We start from the raw sequence: 15,582 nt of genomic DNA on the forward strand, positions 1-15,582 counted from the left end.
GGACCGGACAATGCTGACTTATTTCCATCCCTCCCAGCTGAAACATCATCCGCGCACGTATCTTTCTCGTGGCCAGATGCGCACGCCGCAGGAGATTGCCGAGCGCGCGTTGCGGCTGGTCGAGGCGTCGAAGGCCATGGGATTCGACGTCCGCGAACCCGCCGACTTTGGCGCCGCGCCGCTCGCTGCCGTGCATGGCATGAACTACTTGCGCTTCCTTGAGGAAGCGCATCGCGAGTGGAAGAAGGTGCCGGCCGAATGGGGCGATGAAGTGATGTCGAACGTGTACATCCGCGAGAACAATCCGCTGCGTGGCGTGCTTGGACAAGCAGCACGTTATCTCGCCGATGGCAGCTGCCCGGTCGGCTCCGACACGTACGAATCCGCGTACTGGTCAGCGCAAAGCGCGCTGGCGGGGGCGAACGCGATCATCGAAGGCGCGCGCGAGGCGTATGCGTTGTGCCGGCCGCCGGGGCATCATGCGCGCGCCGAAGCGGCGGGCGGTTTCTGCTACCTGAACAACGCAGCAATCGCGGCACAGGCGCTGCGTGGGAAATACGGCCGCGTCGCCATCCTCGATACCGACATGCACCATGGCCAAGGAATACAGGAAATCTTCTACGATCGCAGCGACGTGCTGTACGTCTCCATCCACGGCGACCCGACGAACTTCTACCCGGTCGTGGCCGGCTTTGACGACGAGCGTGGCGAGGCAGCCGGCGACGGTTACAACGTGAATTTGCCGATGCCGCATGGGTCATCGGAGGACGTGTTTTTTGATTCCCTCGATACCGCCACGCGTGTGCTTGAGCGCTTCCAGCCGGACGTTCTGGTGCTGGCGCTGGGCTTCGACATCTACAAGGACGATCCCCAGTCGATGGTCGCGGTGACAACCGAAGGTTTCGGCAAGCTGGGCGCTCAGATTGGCGCACTGAAATTGCCGACGCTAATCGTGCAGGAGGGCGGGTATCACATCGATACGCTGGAGCTGAATGCGCGCGCATTCTTCGATGGGTTTGGCGCGGGACGTTGATGGGTAGTTCTGAGTAGACTCCATCAATCATGCTCACGAATGCACCAGCCCGGTGTCGGATTGAATACGGAGCGATGATGCAGGGTAGAGATGCGAGCAGACAGTTAGTGCGGAAGATCGAGTAGCGTTGATGCGATTGAGCCGATCCTCGGACAGGCGGGAGGCCGATAGGGCGCGTGCAAATCTTGGAGTCCGGACGGGCAGTCCGGCGAGTGATCGGCACGCGAGCCGAAGGAGTGCACCATCCCACGCGGCGATTAGCTCGGGCGGAGTGGATGCATTTCAAGCCCTGCCAAGAACCGGTCGGCCGGGCAGCGCGGACGAAGCAACCGTGGGCTGCGCGAGAGTGATCCTCTGCGAACCAGGACCGACTTTGTGGACCTTGCCGTGCCTGGAGGCGGAAATCGACCGCCGATGCGCCGTCGCTATCGCGCACGGCTAGTATTATGCTGCCCCAAAGAAGGGGGCCGGCGTCGGCTATGGCACACCCTGAGCGGGCGTAGCACCAAGAGGCGGCAGAGCGCTCGGGCGTACGGTTGCAGCTTTTGTGCCAGCAGGCGCGCGGTGAGATTCGACCGTTCTCGCAGGACGAATCCGACGCGCTCTCGCATGCTAACCTCGCTCATATATGGGCAGAGCGCAGAGCTGATCTTCGCGGTGAGACACCGGCCAAAGTCGCAAGCGCTGCAAGTTGGCTTGCCGGATGCAACAGTCGGGAACTGACGCTTCTCACCAGCGCTGCTGCGCGCCGTACCCTCTCCGTTTGCCTGCCGGAGGACCTGAACCGGCGATGCGCACGTCACTCCCGTGTACCTGGCAATCCGATCGTGATGGTGCTCTATAACGGCCCATCCGCACCAGCAAACTCACGACAAAGCGCTCGACTAGCGGGCATGGCTGACTGTCGGATGATTGCCAAAATATGCGCCGGGACCCAACGTCATCGAACGCACTTGGCGTGACCTCAAACAGCGGTGTCTTGCCAATCGCACTTTCCGGTATGTTGAATATCTCGGTTCTCAATGTACCAGCGCAATCGCGTGAAACGTTAGGAATATTGAGATGCTGTTTGTGAGGATTGTAAATTCGAATGCGATGGCAGTTATCCCAAAAACATGAGCATCCAGCAATCTGCTAGATTTAGCCCATCGTTATCAACAATCTGATATATCAAAATAGAAAAGGGCACTTTCGTACTTGCCCGTCTCCGACGATGTTTTTGCTCAACGCTTTAAAGTGGTTCCTTCCCTGACTATCGGGTTAGGCTTCCTCGGCTATGCAATCATTTCAGTTTTGTATACACGAGTCTTCATCCAGTACTGCTAAATTTAAAGGTTGCGAGATTTTCATGGCACAGGATATTTTCCTTAAAATAAATGGCATTGACGGCGAATCGCAGGATGCCTCGCACCTGAACGAGATCGATGTGATCGGTTGGCGTTGGAAGGTCTCGCAGCAATCCGCCATGATGTCGGGTTCCGGCGGCGGCGCGGGTAAGGCCACGGTTTCCGATCTGGCATTCACGCACCAGCTAGACCGCGCCAGCCCGAACCTGGCCAAATATTGTTTCACGGGTAAGCATATCGACCAGATGCAATTGACTATGCGAAAGGCGGGAGGGCTACCATTCGAGTACCTCAAGATCACCATGTATGACGTGGTCATCACCCAAGTTGAGCTTGTCGGCGGCGGCGATGTTTGTCACGAAGACGTACACCTTTCTTTTTCAACGATGAAGCATGAATACTTCGTACAGAACCAGTTAGGGGGAAGTGGCGGCGCTGTAACCGCTACGTTGTACATCAAGGACAACACGACAAAGTGACCTGAGGTAAAACAAATGCCGGTCAAATGCACTTTTGTTCTTAACAAGCTCACGACTTCGCCCCTTACCTGCGAGGGAACCTCACCAATTGCGGCCTTTTCGGGAACCGATCAAGGCCTGGACAATCCCGATGAAACGGCTATGGAAAACGTCGGACCGCTTCCGAAAGGGACGTACTACCTCGTAGACCGCCAGTCGGGGGGCTACTTGGGTTTCCTATACGATTGGTGGGAGGCGCACGGCTACGGTTCAACCGACAGACGTACTTGGTTCATGCTCTGGAATCCGACATCGGGCGACACGACAAACATTAATGGTATCAAGCGAGGTAATTTCAGGTTGCACCCCAAAGGCCCCTTGGGATTAAGTCACGGTTGCATTACGGTCGTAACCCCCTATGAGTTCGACCGCCTTCAAAAATTCATCCGTTCGCAAGGACAGACCCTGCCAGTACCGGGCACAACGTTGCGAGCCTATGGAACAGTCGAGGTCAAGTGAGAAATGTCATTGTGAAACGGGTATTGCGATACGTTGCTTGGGGCATGGCGTCATCTATCGGAGGATGGCAACTAACGTATGTTATCGCCGCGCTCCCGTTCAATATGCCGATGTTTGTGGAGACATTTATTCGATTCTGCCTGTCCGTAACCGGAGCCGAATATCTGGGAAACCCAGAGGATATGGCAACACTCGCGTTGGCGCTCTATTGGGCAATAGCTACGCTACTAGTCGGCGCTCTTCTCTTCCTCTGTTATTTCGCACTATGCGGCTATCGAGTCAGAAAAATCCGCAGCCAGTGAGACATGATCAAGTCGCACTTTCACGGCACAGCTTCACAACAAAGTGCTAAGGGGGCCGTGGGACTATCGAGCATCTGGCATTGGCTAATTTTGATGACAACAGCCATCATTTTTATGTTCCCCTATTTTAGCGCCACCAAGCGGGCGGCCTTTTCCGGCAGGGGGATACTTAACTTGCCATTTTGGTGTCCATCGTGAACTTGATCATGATCTGGGTGTTCGTGCTCGCGAAGTGGCCGACTGTCGATCGGGTCTATTTAGGAAAACCGCTTCTCTTGGTCTTAAGGCCCCTTTAAGCCCGCCTTAACCCGTCCCGGCTAGAATGATCGTCCGGGCTGCAAAGCCGAGACAAGCCGTGACCCAAATCGATGCGAATCCTACTGGTAGAAGACGACCGAATGATTGCGGAAGGCGTCCGCAAGGCGCTGCGCAACGACGGATTCGCGGTGGACTGGGTGCAGGACGGTGAAGCGGCCCTGACGGCGGTAGGCGGCGAACCTTACGATCTCATGTTGCTGGACCTGGGATTGCCGAAACGCGACGGTCTCGATGTCCTCAAAAGCCTGAGAGCAAAAGGCAACGCATTGCCCGTGCTGATCGTCACCGCTCGGGACGCCATTGCCGACCGGGTAAAAGGCCTGGACGCCGGCGCCGACGACTATCTGGTCAAGCCCTTTGACCTCGACGAACTGGGCGCCCGCATGCGCGCCCTGATCCGCCGCCACGCCGGCCGCGGCGACTCCCTGATCCGCCACGGCGCATTAACGCTGGACCCCGTGGGCCACCAGGTCACGCTGGAAGGCAACCCCATTGCCCTTTCGGCACGCGAATTCGCGCTGCTCGAAGCCCTGATGGCACGCCCGGGCGCGGTTTTATCGAAGAGCCAGCTCGAAGAAAAAATCTACGGCTGGGGTGAGGAAATCGGCAGTAACACGGTCGAGGTCTACATCCATTCGCTGCGCAAAAAGCTCGGGCCTGACCTCATCCGCAATGTCCGTGGACTCGGTTACATGGTGTCGAAGGAAGCCTGATGCATTCCATTCGCCGCCAATTGCTGGTCTGGCTGCTGGCACTGGTGATCGTCGGCGTGGGGTTTGCGGGCTGGCTGATCTATCGTCAGGCGCTGGCCGAAGCGAACGAACTGTTTGATTATCAACTGGAACAGATTGCGGCCGCGCTGCCGTCGGAACCGTTTTCGTCCGTGCTGCAATCGCGCAGCGACAGCGACGAGGGCGTCGTGATCCAGATCTGGAACCGCAACGGCGTGCTCATGTATTACTCGCACCCGCGCGTACCGCTTGCGCCCCACGCGGAACTGGGCTTTTCCACCGAATCCACGCCGCGCGGCGTATGGCGCGTCTACAGCGCGATTGTCGGCGATAACGTCGTCCAGCTCGCGCAGCCGGTGTCCATCCGCAATCGGCTGGCGGCCGGTGTGGCATGGCGAACCTTGTGGCCGCTCGTGGTGCTGCTGCCGCTGCTCGGCCTGGCAATATGGATCATCGTCGGACGGGGTTTGAAGCCGCTGCAACGCGTCACCCGCGCGCTCGACACGCGCCATCCCGAAGCGCTGGAGCCTTTACCCGACAACCGTTTGCCGGAAGAAGTCGTGCCTGTCGTGCGCGCGTTGAACGCGTTGCTCGTCCGCCTCGCGACCGCGCTGGATACGCAAAAGGCTTTCGTCGCCGACGCCGCCCACGAGCTTCGCACGCCGCTCGCCGCCGTGCAGATCCAGTCGCAACTGGTGGCGCGCGCGAAGGACGACGAGTCGCGCAAGGAAGCGCTCGACGACCTGCAAGCGGGTATCACGCGCGCCACGCGTCTGGCCGAGCAACTGCTTGCACTTGCGCGCTCCGAACCCGACGGCAAGCGTGAAACCAAGCCCGTGGACCTGCACGCGCTGCTGGATGAATGCGTTGGCGCGTCCGTGCTGGTGGCGCAACAGCGCGGTGTCGACCTGGGCATTGAAGCGAACGAACCGGCAACCATTTCCGGCGATGCCAACGCGTTGCGCGTGATGTTCAACAATCTCATCGACAACGCCACGAAATACACGCCCGATGGCGGACGGGTGGACGTCTGCCTGCAGGTGGACAACGGCACTCCCACGGTGGAAATCGCCGATACGGGCCCGGGCATTCCCGCCGATGAGCGCGAGCGGGTGTTCGACCGGTTTTATCGAGCGGGAATGGGCGCCAGCCGGGCGCGCACCGACGTGGCGGGCAGCGGCCTGGGCCTCGCGATCGTGCGCCGGATCGCGATGCAGCATGACGCGAAAGTTTCGCTCGCCGAATCGAAAAGCGGCGGTTTGCTGGTCTCCATTCAATTCAAATCTGCTTTAAATACCCCGCTTTAAGTGCCCTTTAAGCGGCGCCTCGTAATCTTCGTTTCATTCTGAAGCGCATCCCCGAGGAGCACACGATGAATTCGAAGATCATTTCCCGCAGCGCCATTGCGGTAGCCGTTGCCGCCGCCCTGTCGGCGGGTTACGTCGCAGGAAACCGGAACGTCCCGGCACCGCAGGTCATCACGCCGGCACAAGCCGCCATGATGCCGGCCGAAGCCGCTGCAAAGACCGGTATTCCGGATTTCTCCGGCCTGGTCGAAACCTACGGCCCGGCGGTCGTCAACATCAGCGCGAAGCACGTGGTCAAGACCGCGTCGCGCCGCAACGGCATGAATGGCGGCGGGAATGGCGGCAATCCGCAATTGCCGATCGATCCGAGCGATCCGTTCTACCAGTTCTTCAAGCACTTCTACGGTAATGGCGTGCCGGGCATGGGCGGCAACGACGGCCAGAACGCCGCCGATACCCCCAGCGAAAGCCTGGGTTCGGGCTTTATCGTGAGTAGCGATGGTTATATCCTGACCAATGCGCACGTGGTGGATGGCGCGAACGTCGTCACGGTCAAGACCACCGACAAACGCGAATACCGCGCGAAAGTAATCGGCTCGGACAAGCAGTCGGATGTCGCCGTGCTGAAGATCGATGCGAAGAACCTGCCGACCGTCAAGATTGGCGATCCGAACGGCAGCAAGGTCGGCCAGTGGGTGGTCGCGATCGGCTCGCCTTACGGGTTCGATAACACCGTGACGTCCGGCATCATCAGCGCGAAATCGCGCTCGTTGCCGAACGAGAACTACACGCCGTTCATCCAGACTGACGTGCCGGTGAATCCGGGTAATTCCGGCGGCCCGCTTTTCAACCTGCAAGGCGAAGTGATCGGCATCAACTCGATGATCTATTCGCAGACCGGTGGCTTCCAGGGGCTTTCGTTCGCAATCCCGATCAATGAAGCCATGAAGGTGAAAGACGCGCTGGTGAAGACGGGCCACGTGGATCGCGGCCGTCTTGGCGTGACCGTGCAGGGCATGGACCAGACGCTCGCGAAGTCGTTCGGCCTGCAAAGCCCGAATGGCGCGCTCGTGAGTTCGGTTGAAGCGGGCGGTCCGGCGGCGAAGGCCGGCCTGCAGCCCGGCGACGTGATCCTCTCAGTCGATGGCCAGCCGGTTGCGGATTCGAACGCGTTGCCGTCGCAGGTGGCGGCGCTCGCGCCGGGCACCACGACGAAGGTGCAGGTCTGGCGTGACAAGGCTACGAAGGACCTGAGCGTGACCGTGGGGACGTTGTCCGATGCCAAGACCGCAAGCGCGGGGCAGGGTGCCGACAAGGCCGATTCGGCATCGCAGGATGCGCGGCTGGGCGTCGCGGTCCGGCCACTGACGCCTGAAGAGAAGCAGAGTGCATCGCTGTCGCGTGGTCTGCTCGTGCAACAGGCGGGCGGCGCGGCGGAAAGCGCAGGCATCCAGGCGGGCGACGTGATCCTGGCGGTCAACGGCCAGCCTGTCACGACTGTGCAGCAATTGAAGACGATGGTGGCTCACGCTGGCGACAGCATCGCGTTGCTGATCCAGCGCGACGATGCGCAAATCTTCGTGCCGGTGGATCTCGGCTGATTGGGGATGATTGCCGGGTGATTTATTTAAATGCGGACTGAACGTCGGCCGATGCGGGAACAGGGCGGCGCCGGGTAGGCAACGGCGCCGCCCTGAAAATAGGGTAGATGCAGGTACGAACCGTGCTCATAGCTTCTCTCCCGAACCGCTTCGGCCCGACTGCCTGAAACATCGTGTGCTGGACGGCGGGAGACAAGCGGAACGCCGATGAAGGCGTCTGAAGTCCATAAGGAGCCGATCACGATGACCAAGACGACTAAAGCAGCGATTGAAGCAACTACCGAGTCAAACACTGAAGCAAACACCGGCGCGTTGACTAAACACCACAGGTCCGCCGTGAGAAAGGCGTCCATTGCCCTGCTAGCGGCCGTGACGACGTTCGGGATGGCTGGCGGTGCATTCGCGCAGACCGTGGGCGGGGGAACGAGCGACACGAGCAGCGCCGGCAACACGAACGGCGGCGGGCTGCCGCAGATCCAGACACAGGGCGACGTTTCGTTCACGTCCGGCGGCGTGGGGTTGGACGAATCGCACGCGCTGATTCGCGAGCAGGCGCATTGGCCGCTTTCGTTGCGTTTCACGGGGCCGACGTCGGACTATCTCTCTGACGTCCACGTGCGGATTGCCGATGCAAAGAACGCCGAGGTGCTCAAGACCGACGCCATGGGTCCGTACATGCTGGTGAAGCTGCCTCCAGGCCGCTACACGGTCTATGCCCGCTACAAGGATTCAGAAAAGAAGCAAGGGGTGACGGTGGCCGGTAACGGTGGAGCGAAGGCTGATTTCCATTGGTCCATGCAATAAACGTTTAAACACCATCAGACGCACCATGCGCCGCAGTGGGAAACCGTACGCAAAACCGCATATGAAACAAACGACTGCGGCGATGCTTTAAATATGGCCCAGGGTGTGGCGCAGGTACCAAAGACGTTGGCGGGGCTTGCACAGGCACCCCAAAGTTGTCTCATAATGAAAGCCACGGGTCCCGGAAAACCCGTGGTTTTTTTATGTCGCTGCTGCAAACGCGGCGGTGGCGGTTTAGTTTTTTTGTACCGGGAGCGCGCGATGAGCACCGACACCCATCACATTGAAATCTCGCTGAATACGCGACGCCATCGCGTGATTCATCAGGGCGTGACATTCGCCGACACCCGCGCAGCCTTGACGCTGATCGAAACGGGCAACGATCCGGTGCATTATTTCCCGCGCGCCGACGTCAACCTGGCACGGCTCTCAAAATCCACGCATACCTCGCATTGCCCCTACAAGGGCGATGCTACGTACTACCATCTGCTGACGGAGGACGGTCCGGTCGAAAACGCCGTCTGGAGTTACGAGCAGCCGAAAGAAGGCGTCGCGCAAATTAAAAATTATCTGGCGTTTTATCCGTCGCGGATCGATCGTATCGACGAGACGGCGGGTACCTGAAACGCCAGGTCGAAATCAAAACAGTCGACTGGCATGGGACCAGAGCAAGCGCTATGGGACCAGAGTAGGCGCTGAAGCGCCAACTCTGGTCGACCGCAGATACCTGCATGGGACCAGAGTAAGCGCTGAAGCGCCAACTCTGGTCGACACAACGGGAGGGCCCGATGGAAGTAGCCGATGCCTTATGCATTCCGCTCGAACCCGCTCAGGTGCGCGAGGCTTTGGGAGATCTTGCGCTGGTGCGCGCGAGTATCGATAACTGCGAATCGCTGGTGCGTCTTGCCGGTGGCGAATACACGTTGAGGCTGACGGTGCCGCTTGGCGCGTTGCGGGCGCACTACGCGATCCGGGCACATGTTGCCGACGCAACCCGTTTGCCGCGCCATGATGGCCAATCCGGCGATGTCGACGCGCAAACCCTCAGTTTCAAGGCGCGTGGCGAAGGCGTGGGATCGTTGCGCGGACAAATCGCGGTGGCGCTGATTCCGGACGCGAACAGCGCATCGACGTGGATTGAATACACCGTCTGGGCGACGCTCACCGGGCCGCTGGCAGGTTTGCCGGCACGCCAGATCGAAAACTCGCTGCGCGAAGTTGCCGACGATTTTTTTATCGAATTCTGCGAAGTCGTACGCGCGAAGCATGGTCAGCCGCCGGCGGTTGTGCCCGGCCCCGCTGTTTCGCGCCGGCACGTATTCTTGCGACCGATCTCCATGTCGGCGGCGTTCGCGCGTCACGGCACGCCGGCCGCGCAAAAATCCCGCACGGCGGCAACCGCCGATGCTATTGGCGGTGTATTGCGCCACCGGTTGCCCGGTCACGCGCCTCGCCATCCTCATCCGCACAGCCTGCCCGCATGGGCGTGGGTCGCGATGATCTGCTGTGTCGCCGTGTTCCTGTTTCTCGCGCAGCGCTACGGCCTGCGATAGCAGCGCCGGCATTTTCGGCTAGCCCGCGGTTACAGAGGTCCGGCGGGACGCAGCAGCATGTGGGGGCTGTAGCGCATGACGTCGAAACAGGAATCGATCAGGCGCTCTGCATCATTCTTGAGGTCGATGCTCTCGGGCCACATCAGTGAGTCGTACAGAATGCCGGTGAAGAGCGCGTGCAGGATGGTGGTGGCGTGATGTGTATCGAGCAACGCCGGCAACTGGCCTTTATCAACCGCATTGCGCAGTCCGCGCTCGATCTTCTCTTTCCCCTCGCGCATGTTCGTCTGATGCCGCTCGCGCACCGGCCCCATGTCTTCCACGAACTCACATTTCAGAAACAGGATGTCGAATACGCGCCGGCGCTGCTCGTCGAGCGCGATATTGCGCATGCACCAGATGAAGATGTCGCGGATCCGGCCAAGCGGATCGGCCTCTTTGGTGTCGAGCGTTGCTTCGACCAGTTCATCCAGCGGCAACAGGCTGCGGTCGAACATGGCGGTGAACAGGTCGCCCTTGTTTGCAAAATGCCAATAGATTGCGCCGCGCGTAACGCCGGCTTCCAGCGCGATGTCGGCTAGTGTGGTGCGCGAAACGCCTTTCTCGAAAAAAACCCGTTCTGCCGCATCGAGAATACTATTGCGCGTCTCCGCCGCTTCTTCCTTGGTTCGTCTGACCATTGTTTCGTGGGTCCCAGCTAGCTCGCCTCGGCGCGATAAATGAGCGCCGTCTTACATTTGTACAGCAGCGACGTCAACCATTTGTTCATCGCTCGCCAGCCCTTCGAGACGATTCCCCTCGCACTGCTCTTGTTCACGTACGATCGTCTCTTTTACGTTCATTCATGAATGTATATACAATACCATCCGTCCAACGATAGCCCAAGTAGCACTGACCGGTTAATATCCGACACAGCTTTCATTCCGCCGTCCGTCCGCGTGGTCCATCCCTAAGGTCGTTGTCAGCGGCAGCCGTACATAGAGACGGCTCCCGGCGCGGAGGAACAATGATGGTCGGGGCACTGGTTTTTGCGCCCAATGGCTACTGGTAAGCGTCTTCAGACGCTCGTAGCGGCCCGCCCGTAGAAGGCGGCCGCGCACTTATTTCAATCTCAGTCTTTGACAGAGGTCGCTCCATGCGCGTCGAACGGGTTCCATTCCGCTTAATCAGTGCCGCGACGGCTGCCGTGATTCTTGCAGCCTGCGGACAAAAACAATCAGCACCGCCGCCCCAGACGCCCGAAGTCGGGGTCGTCACGATTCAACCCACCACCGTTCCTGTCGTGAGCGAACTGCCCGGCCGCACGAGCGCGTTTCTTGTCGCCCAGGTTCGTGCACGGGTCGACGGCATTGTGTTGCGCCGTGATTTCACGGAAGGCGCGGACGTGAAGGCTGGCGAGCGACTCTACAAGATTGATCCGGCGCCGTACATCGCGGCGCTGAATACCGCCAAGGCGACGCTCGCCAAGGCGCAGGCCAACGTGATCACGCAGAACGCCCTGGCGGCGCGCTACAAGATCCTCGTCGCGGCAAACGCGGTCAGCAAGCAGGACTACGACAACGCCGTGGCGACTCAAGGGCAGGCCGTGGCCGACGTCGCGTCAGGCAAGGCCGCAGTAGACACCGCGCAGATCAACCTCGGTTATACGGACGTAGTCTCGCCTATCACGGGCCGCACGGGTTTGTCGCAGGTCACGCCGGGTGCTTACGTGCAGGCTAGCGCCGCGACGCTGCTGACCACCGTGCAACAACTCGATCCGGTCTATGTCGACCTGACGCAATCGAGCGTGGACGGTCTCAAGCTGCGCCGCGATATCCAGGAAGGCCGCTTGCAAACCAGCGGCGTCAACGCCGCCAAGGTCACGCTGACCCTGGAAGATGGCCGCACGTATCCGGAACCGGGCAAGTTGCAGTTCTCCGACGTGAGCGTGGACCAGGGCACCGGTTCGGTCACGGTGCGCGCGATTTTCCCGAACAAGGACCGCGTGCTGCTGCCGGGCATGTTCGTGCGCGCCAGTATTGACGAGGGTGTGAACGACAAGGCGCTGGTGGTCCCGCAAGTCGGCGTGACGCATGACCAGAAGGGCCAGCCGACGGCGCTGGTGGTCGGCCCGGACAACAAGGTCGTGTTGCGTCAACTGGTGACGTCGGGTACCTACGGCGACAAGTGGGTCGTGGATAGCGGCCTGAATCCCGGCGATCGCGTGATCGTGCAGGGAACGGAAAAAGCGCGGCCCGGTGCAACCGTGAAGGCTGTCGATGCGCAACTGCCGGCTCAGGCGGCGTCAGACGCTGACGCGGGCGCGGCTCCGGCTGCTGCCGTCGCTGGCGCAAGCGGCGCGGCGGCTTCGAGCAATCCGGCACCCGCATCCGCGGCATCAGGCGCGTAATCAGGCGCAATAAAAGGGAGCCTGTTTCATGGCAAAGTTCTTTATCGATCGCCCGATTTTTGCGTGGGTGATCGCCATTATTCTGATGCTGGCGGGGATCGCTTCGATCTTCACCTTGCCGGTCGCGCAGTATCCGACCATCGCACCGCCGGCCATTCAGATCAGTGCTACGTACCCGGGTGCGTCCGCCAGCACGGTGGAAAACACGGTAACGCAGGTGATCGAGCAGCAGATGAGCGGCCTCGATCACTTGCTCTACCTGTCTTCCACCAGTGATGACTCCGGCACGGCCACCATTACGCTGACCTTCGCGGCCGGTACGAATCCGGACATCGCGCAGGTGCAGGTGCAGAACAAGCTGCAACTCGCGACGCCGCTCTTGCCGCAAGCCGTTCAGCAGCTCGGCTCCAAGGTGACGAAGTCGAGCAGCAGCTTCTTGATGGTGATGGCATTCGTTTCCACAGACGGCAGCATGGGCCGTTACGACCTCGCTAACTACGTGGCGTCGAAGGTGGAAGATCCGGTCAGCCGTATCGACGGGGTGGGGACGGTGACGTTGTTCGGCTCGCAATTCGCCATGCGGATCTGGCTGGATGCGACCAAGCTGAACAACTTCGCGTTGACGCCGCTCGACGTGACGAACGCTGTCGCCGCGCAGAACGTGCAGGTGGCAGGCGGCGGCCTGGGCGGTACGCCGGCGGTGCCGGGCCAGATGCTGCAGGCGACCATTACGGAAGCCACGTTGCTGCAAACGCCTGAGCAGTTCGGCAACATCCTGCTGAAGGTGAATCAGGATGGCTCGCAAGTGCGCCTGAAGGACGTGTCGCGCATCGAGCTGGGCGGTGAAAACTACAACTTCGACACGAAGTACAACGGTCAGCCGACCGCCGGCTTCGGTATCCAGCTCGCCACGGGCGCCAACGCGCTGAACACGGCGAAACTGGTGCGCGCGAAGATCGACGACCTGTCGAAGTATTTCCCGCCAGGCCTGGTCGTGAAGTATCCGTACGACACCACGCCGTTCGTGAAGCTGTCTATTGAGGAAGTGGTCAAGACGCTGATCGAAGGGATCGTGCTGGTGTTCCTGGTCATGTATCTGTTCCTGCAGAACCTGCGGGCCACGCTGATCCCGACCATCGCCGTGCCGGTCGTGCTGCTGGGTACCTTCGCGGTCATGGGGCTGGTGGGTTTCTCCATCAATACGCTCTCCATGTTCGGGCTGGTGCTGGCCATCGGCTTGCTGGTGGACGATGCGATCGTGGTGGTGGAAAACGTCGAGCGGGTGATGGCCGAGGAGGGCTTGTCTCCAAGGGATGCCACCCGCAAGGCGATGGACCAGATTACCGGCGCGCTGGTGGGCGTCGCGCTCGTGCTGTCGGCCGTGTTCGTGCCGGTGGCGTTCTCGGGCGGGTCGGTGGGCGCGATCTACCGGCAGTTTTCGCTGACTATTGTCGCGGCCATGATCTTGTCCGTGCTGACCGCGTTGATCTTGACGCCGGCATTGTGCGCGACCCTCCTGAAGCCAATCGAGAAGGGTCATCACGACGAGAAGAAGGGGTTCTTCGGCTGGTTCAACCGCACTTTCGCCAAGAGCCAGGACAAGTATCACAGCGGCGTGCAGCACGTTATCCGCCGCTCGGGCCGCTGGCTGATCATCTATCTGGTCGTGATCGTCGCGGTGGGTTTCCTGTTCGTTCGCCTGCCGAAGTCGTTCTTGCCTGACGAAGACCAGGGCACGATGTTCGTGCTCGTCCAGGCGCCGGCGGGTTCGACGCAGGAGCGTACGGCCAAGGTGCTCGCCGACGTAACCAACTGGCTGCTGACGGACCAGAAAGACATCGTCGAAGCGGTCTTTACGGTGAACGGCTTCAGCTTCGCGGGCCGCGGCCAGAACGCGGGCCTGGTGTTCGTGCGGATGAAGGACTACGGCGAACGGCAGCGCGCGGACCAGAAGGTGGGCGCGCTGGTCGGGCGCATGTTCGGGCACTTCGCGGGCTATAAGGACGCGATGATCATCCCGGTCAATCCGCCGTCCATTCCGGAACTGGGCACGGCGTCGGGCTTCGACTTCGAGTTGGAGGATCGCTCGGGTGTTGGTCACGCAAAGCTGATGGAAGCGCGCAACATGCTGCTCGGCATGGCGGCGAAAGATCCCACGCTCGCGCAGGTTCGTCCTAACGGCCTGAACGATACGCCGCAGTTCAAGGTGAACGTGGATCGCGAGAAGGCGAACGCGCTGGGTCTGTCGCCTGCGACCATCGACAACGTGTTCTCGATCGCGTGGGCTTCGTCGTACGTGAACAACTTCCTGGACGTCGATAACCGGATCAAGAAGGTCTACGTACAGGGCGACGCGCAGTTCCGCATGAGCCCGGAAGACCTGAACAAGTGGTACGTGCGCAATAGTGCCGGCGCGATGGTTCCGTTCGGTGCATTCGGTACGGGCGAATGGATCTACGGTTCGCCGAAGCTCGAACGCTACAACGGTATTTCCGCAGTGGAAATCCAGGGTGCGGCAGCGCCGGGTAAATCGACGGGTCAGGCCATGCAGGCCATCGAGGCGATCGCGGCGAAGTTGCCGGCCGGTATTGGTTACGAATGGACGGGCTTGTCGTTGCAGGAACGCCAGTCGGGTTCGCAGGCGCCAATTCTTTACGGCATCTCGATTCTCGTCGTGTTCCTGTGTCTCGCGGCGTTGTATGAAAGCTGGTCGATTCCGTTCTCGGTGATCATGGTCGTGCCGCTCGGTATTTTGGGCGCGTTGCTCGCGGCCACCTTGCGCGGGCTCGAAAACGACGTGTTCTTCCAGGTCGGCTTGCTGACTACGGTGGGGTTGTCGGCGAAAAACGCGATTTTGATCGTGGAATTCGCACGCGATTTGCGCAGTCAGGGCAGGACCACGGTCGAAGCGGCAATGGAAGCGGCGCGCTTGCGGTTGCGCCCGATTCTGATGACGTCGCTGGCGTTCATTCTCGGCGTGCTGCCGCTTGCAATCAGTAACGGCGCGGGTTCAGCCAGCCAGCACGCAATTGGTACAGGCGTGATCGGCGGGATGTTGACCGCAACCTTCCTGGCAATTTTCATGATCCCGATGTTCTTTGTGGTGATCAGCAAAATCAGCCACGACAAGGGTACGCCGCACCACGAACACGACGGCGATGGCAACGGCGGCAATGGTGACCACGGCGGCACGCCTGCTCCGGCCAAGGAAGGACATTGAG

The 15,582-nt window shown here is 60.4% G+C and carries 13 protein-coding genes; 12 read left to right on the top strand and 1 reads right to left on the bottom strand.

Going from position 1 to position 15,582, the window contains the following annotated elements; all coding sequences use genetic code 11:
* Positions 1 to 10 precede the first annotated feature (10 nt).
* The 10 genes from ACSQ36_RS03055 to ACSQ36_RS03100 all read left to right on the top strand — a co-directional run bounded on the left by ACSQ36_RS03055 (position 11) and on the right by ACSQ36_RS03100 (position 9,972).
* Positions 11 to 1,033: a histone deacetylase family protein gene (locus ACSQ36_RS03055; protein WP_436180862.1), complete on the top strand. Its 1,023-nt coding sequence runs from the start codon at positions 11 to 13 to the stop codon at positions 1,031 to 1,033.
* Positions 1,034 to 1,945: 912 nt separating this feature from the next.
* Positions 1,946 to 2,077, top strand: a complete 132-nt coding sequence (locus ACSQ36_RS03060) for a hypothetical protein (RefSeq protein ID WP_436180863.1) — start codon at positions 1,946 to 1,948, stop codon at positions 2,075 to 2,077.
* A gap of 304 nt (positions 2,078 to 2,381) precedes the next feature.
* Positions 2,382 to 2,858 (top strand): Hcp family type VI secretion system effector, encoded by a 477-nt coding sequence (locus tag ACSQ36_RS03065; protein WP_436180864.1) that lies wholly within the window; start codon positions 2,382 to 2,384, stop codon positions 2,856 to 2,858.
* A gap of 15 nt (positions 2,859 to 2,873) precedes the next feature.
* A complete protein-coding gene (locus ACSQ36_RS03070) occupies positions 2,874 to 3,356 on the top strand; it encodes a DUF2778 domain-containing protein (RefSeq protein ID WP_436180865.1) in 483 nt (160 codons plus the stop codon).
* Between the two features lie 670 nt (positions 3,357 to 4,026).
* Complete coding sequence (locus ACSQ36_RS03075; protein WP_213768659.1) at positions 4,027 to 4,689, top strand: response regulator; 663 nt, start codon at positions 4,027 to 4,029, stop codon at positions 4,687 to 4,689.
* On the top strand, positions 4,689 to 6,014 hold the full coding sequence (locus ACSQ36_RS03080; protein WP_213768660.1) for an ATP-binding protein: 1,326 nt from the start codon (positions 4,689 to 4,691) through the stop codon (positions 6,012 to 6,014). Before ACSQ36_RS03075 ends, ACSQ36_RS03080 begins: the two co-directional genes overlap by 1 nt.
* Positions 6,015 to 6,079: 65 nt before the next feature.
* Complete coding sequence (locus ACSQ36_RS03085) at positions 6,080 to 7,615, top strand: DegQ family serine endoprotease (protein ID WP_213768661.1); 1,536 nt, start codon at positions 6,080 to 6,082, stop codon at positions 7,613 to 7,615.
* Positions 7,616 to 7,858: 243 nt separating this feature from the next.
* A complete protein-coding gene (locus ACSQ36_RS03090; RefSeq protein ID WP_436180866.1) occupies positions 7,859 to 8,419 on the top strand; it encodes a carboxypeptidase regulatory-like domain-containing protein in 561 nt (186 codons plus the stop codon).
* A gap of 261 nt (positions 8,420 to 8,680) precedes the next feature.
* A complete protein-coding gene (locus tag ACSQ36_RS03095; RefSeq protein WP_213768662.1) occupies positions 8,681 to 9,043 on the top strand; it encodes a DUF427 domain-containing protein in 363 nt (120 codons plus the stop codon).
* A gap of 164 nt (positions 9,044 to 9,207) precedes the next feature.
* Positions 9,208 to 9,972 carry a CoxG family protein gene (locus tag ACSQ36_RS03100; RefSeq protein WP_213768663.1) on the top strand — a complete coding sequence of 255 codons (765 nt, stop codon included), beginning with the start codon at positions 9,208 to 9,210 and terminating at the stop codon, positions 9,970 to 9,972.
* A 29-nt stretch (positions 9,973 to 10,001) separates the two neighbouring features.
* Here the strand turns inward: ACSQ36_RS03100 and ACSQ36_RS03105 are convergent, their stop codons facing one another.
* Positions 10,002 to 10,652 carry a TetR family transcriptional regulator gene (locus tag ACSQ36_RS03105; protein ID WP_213768664.1) on the bottom strand — a complete coding sequence of 217 codons (651 nt, stop codon included), beginning with the start codon at positions 10,650 to 10,652 and terminating at the stop codon, positions 10,002 to 10,004.
* 455 nt (positions 10,653 to 11,107) lie between these two features.
* Here ACSQ36_RS03105 and ACSQ36_RS03110 point away from each other — a divergent pair, with 455 nt between their 5' ends.
* On the top strand, positions 11,108 to 12,361 hold the full coding sequence (locus ACSQ36_RS03110; protein ID WP_436180867.1) for an efflux RND transporter periplasmic adaptor subunit: 1,254 nt from the start codon (positions 11,108 to 11,110) through the stop codon (positions 12,359 to 12,361).
* Between the two features lie 28 nt (positions 12,362 to 12,389).
* A complete protein-coding gene (locus ACSQ36_RS03115; protein WP_213768666.1) occupies positions 12,390 to 15,581 on the top strand; it encodes an efflux RND transporter permease subunit in 3,192 nt (1,063 codons plus the stop codon).
* The last annotated feature ends 1 nt before the right edge of the window (position 15,582 follow it).

This window comes from Caballeronia sp. LjRoot34, from assembly GCF_964253815.1.
In the GTDB taxonomy this organism is placed as follows: domain Bacteria; phylum Pseudomonadota; class Gammaproteobacteria; order Burkholderiales; family Burkholderiaceae; genus Caballeronia.

What these genes read in the sequence shown, in the direction of transcription:
- ACSQ36_RS03085 (WP_213768661.1), top strand. Translation starts at nt 6,080, where the DNA reads ATGAATTCGAAGATCATTTCCCGCAGCGCCATTGCGGTAGCCGTTGCC.
- ACSQ36_RS03115 (WP_213768666.1), top strand. Translation starts at nt 12,390, where the DNA reads ATGGCAAAGTTCTTTATCGATCGCCCGATTTTTGCGTGGGTGATCGCC.
- ACSQ36_RS03070 (WP_436180865.1), top strand. Translation starts at nt 2,874, where the DNA reads ATGCCGGTCAAATGCACTTTTGTTCTTAACAAGCTCACGACTTCGCCC.
- ACSQ36_RS03100 (WP_213768663.1), top strand. Translation starts at nt 9,208, where the DNA reads ATGGAAGTAGCCGATGCCTTATGCATTCCGCTCGAACCCGCTCAGGTG.
- ACSQ36_RS03090 (WP_436180866.1), top strand. Translation starts at nt 7,859, where the DNA reads ATGACCAAGACGACTAAAGCAGCGATTGAAGCAACTACCGAGTCAAAC.
- ACSQ36_RS03065 (WP_436180864.1), top strand. Translation starts at nt 2,382, where the DNA reads ATGGCACAGGATATTTTCCTTAAAATAAATGGCATTGACGGCGAATCG.
- ACSQ36_RS03110 (WP_436180867.1), top strand. Translation starts at nt 11,108, where the DNA reads ATGCGCGTCGAACGGGTTCCATTCCGCTTAATCAGTGCCGCGACGGCT.
- ACSQ36_RS03095 (WP_213768662.1), top strand. Translation starts at nt 8,681, where the DNA reads ATGAGCACCGACACCCATCACATTGAAATCTCGCTGAATACGCGACGC.
- ACSQ36_RS03080 (WP_213768660.1), top strand. Translation starts at nt 4,689, where the DNA reads ATGCATTCCATTCGCCGCCAATTGCTGGTCTGGCTGCTGGCACTGGTG.
- ACSQ36_RS03055 (WP_436180862.1), top strand. Translation starts at nt 11, where the DNA reads ATGCTGACTTATTTCCATCCCTCCCAGCTGAAACATCATCCGCGCACG.
- ACSQ36_RS03105 (WP_213768664.1), bottom strand. Translation starts at nt 10,652, where the DNA reads ATGGTCAGACGAACCAAGGAAGAAGCGGCGGAGACGCGCAATAGTATT.
- ACSQ36_RS03075 (WP_213768659.1), top strand. Translation starts at nt 4,027, where the DNA reads ATGCGAATCCTACTGGTAGAAGACGACCGAATGATTGCGGAAGGCGTC.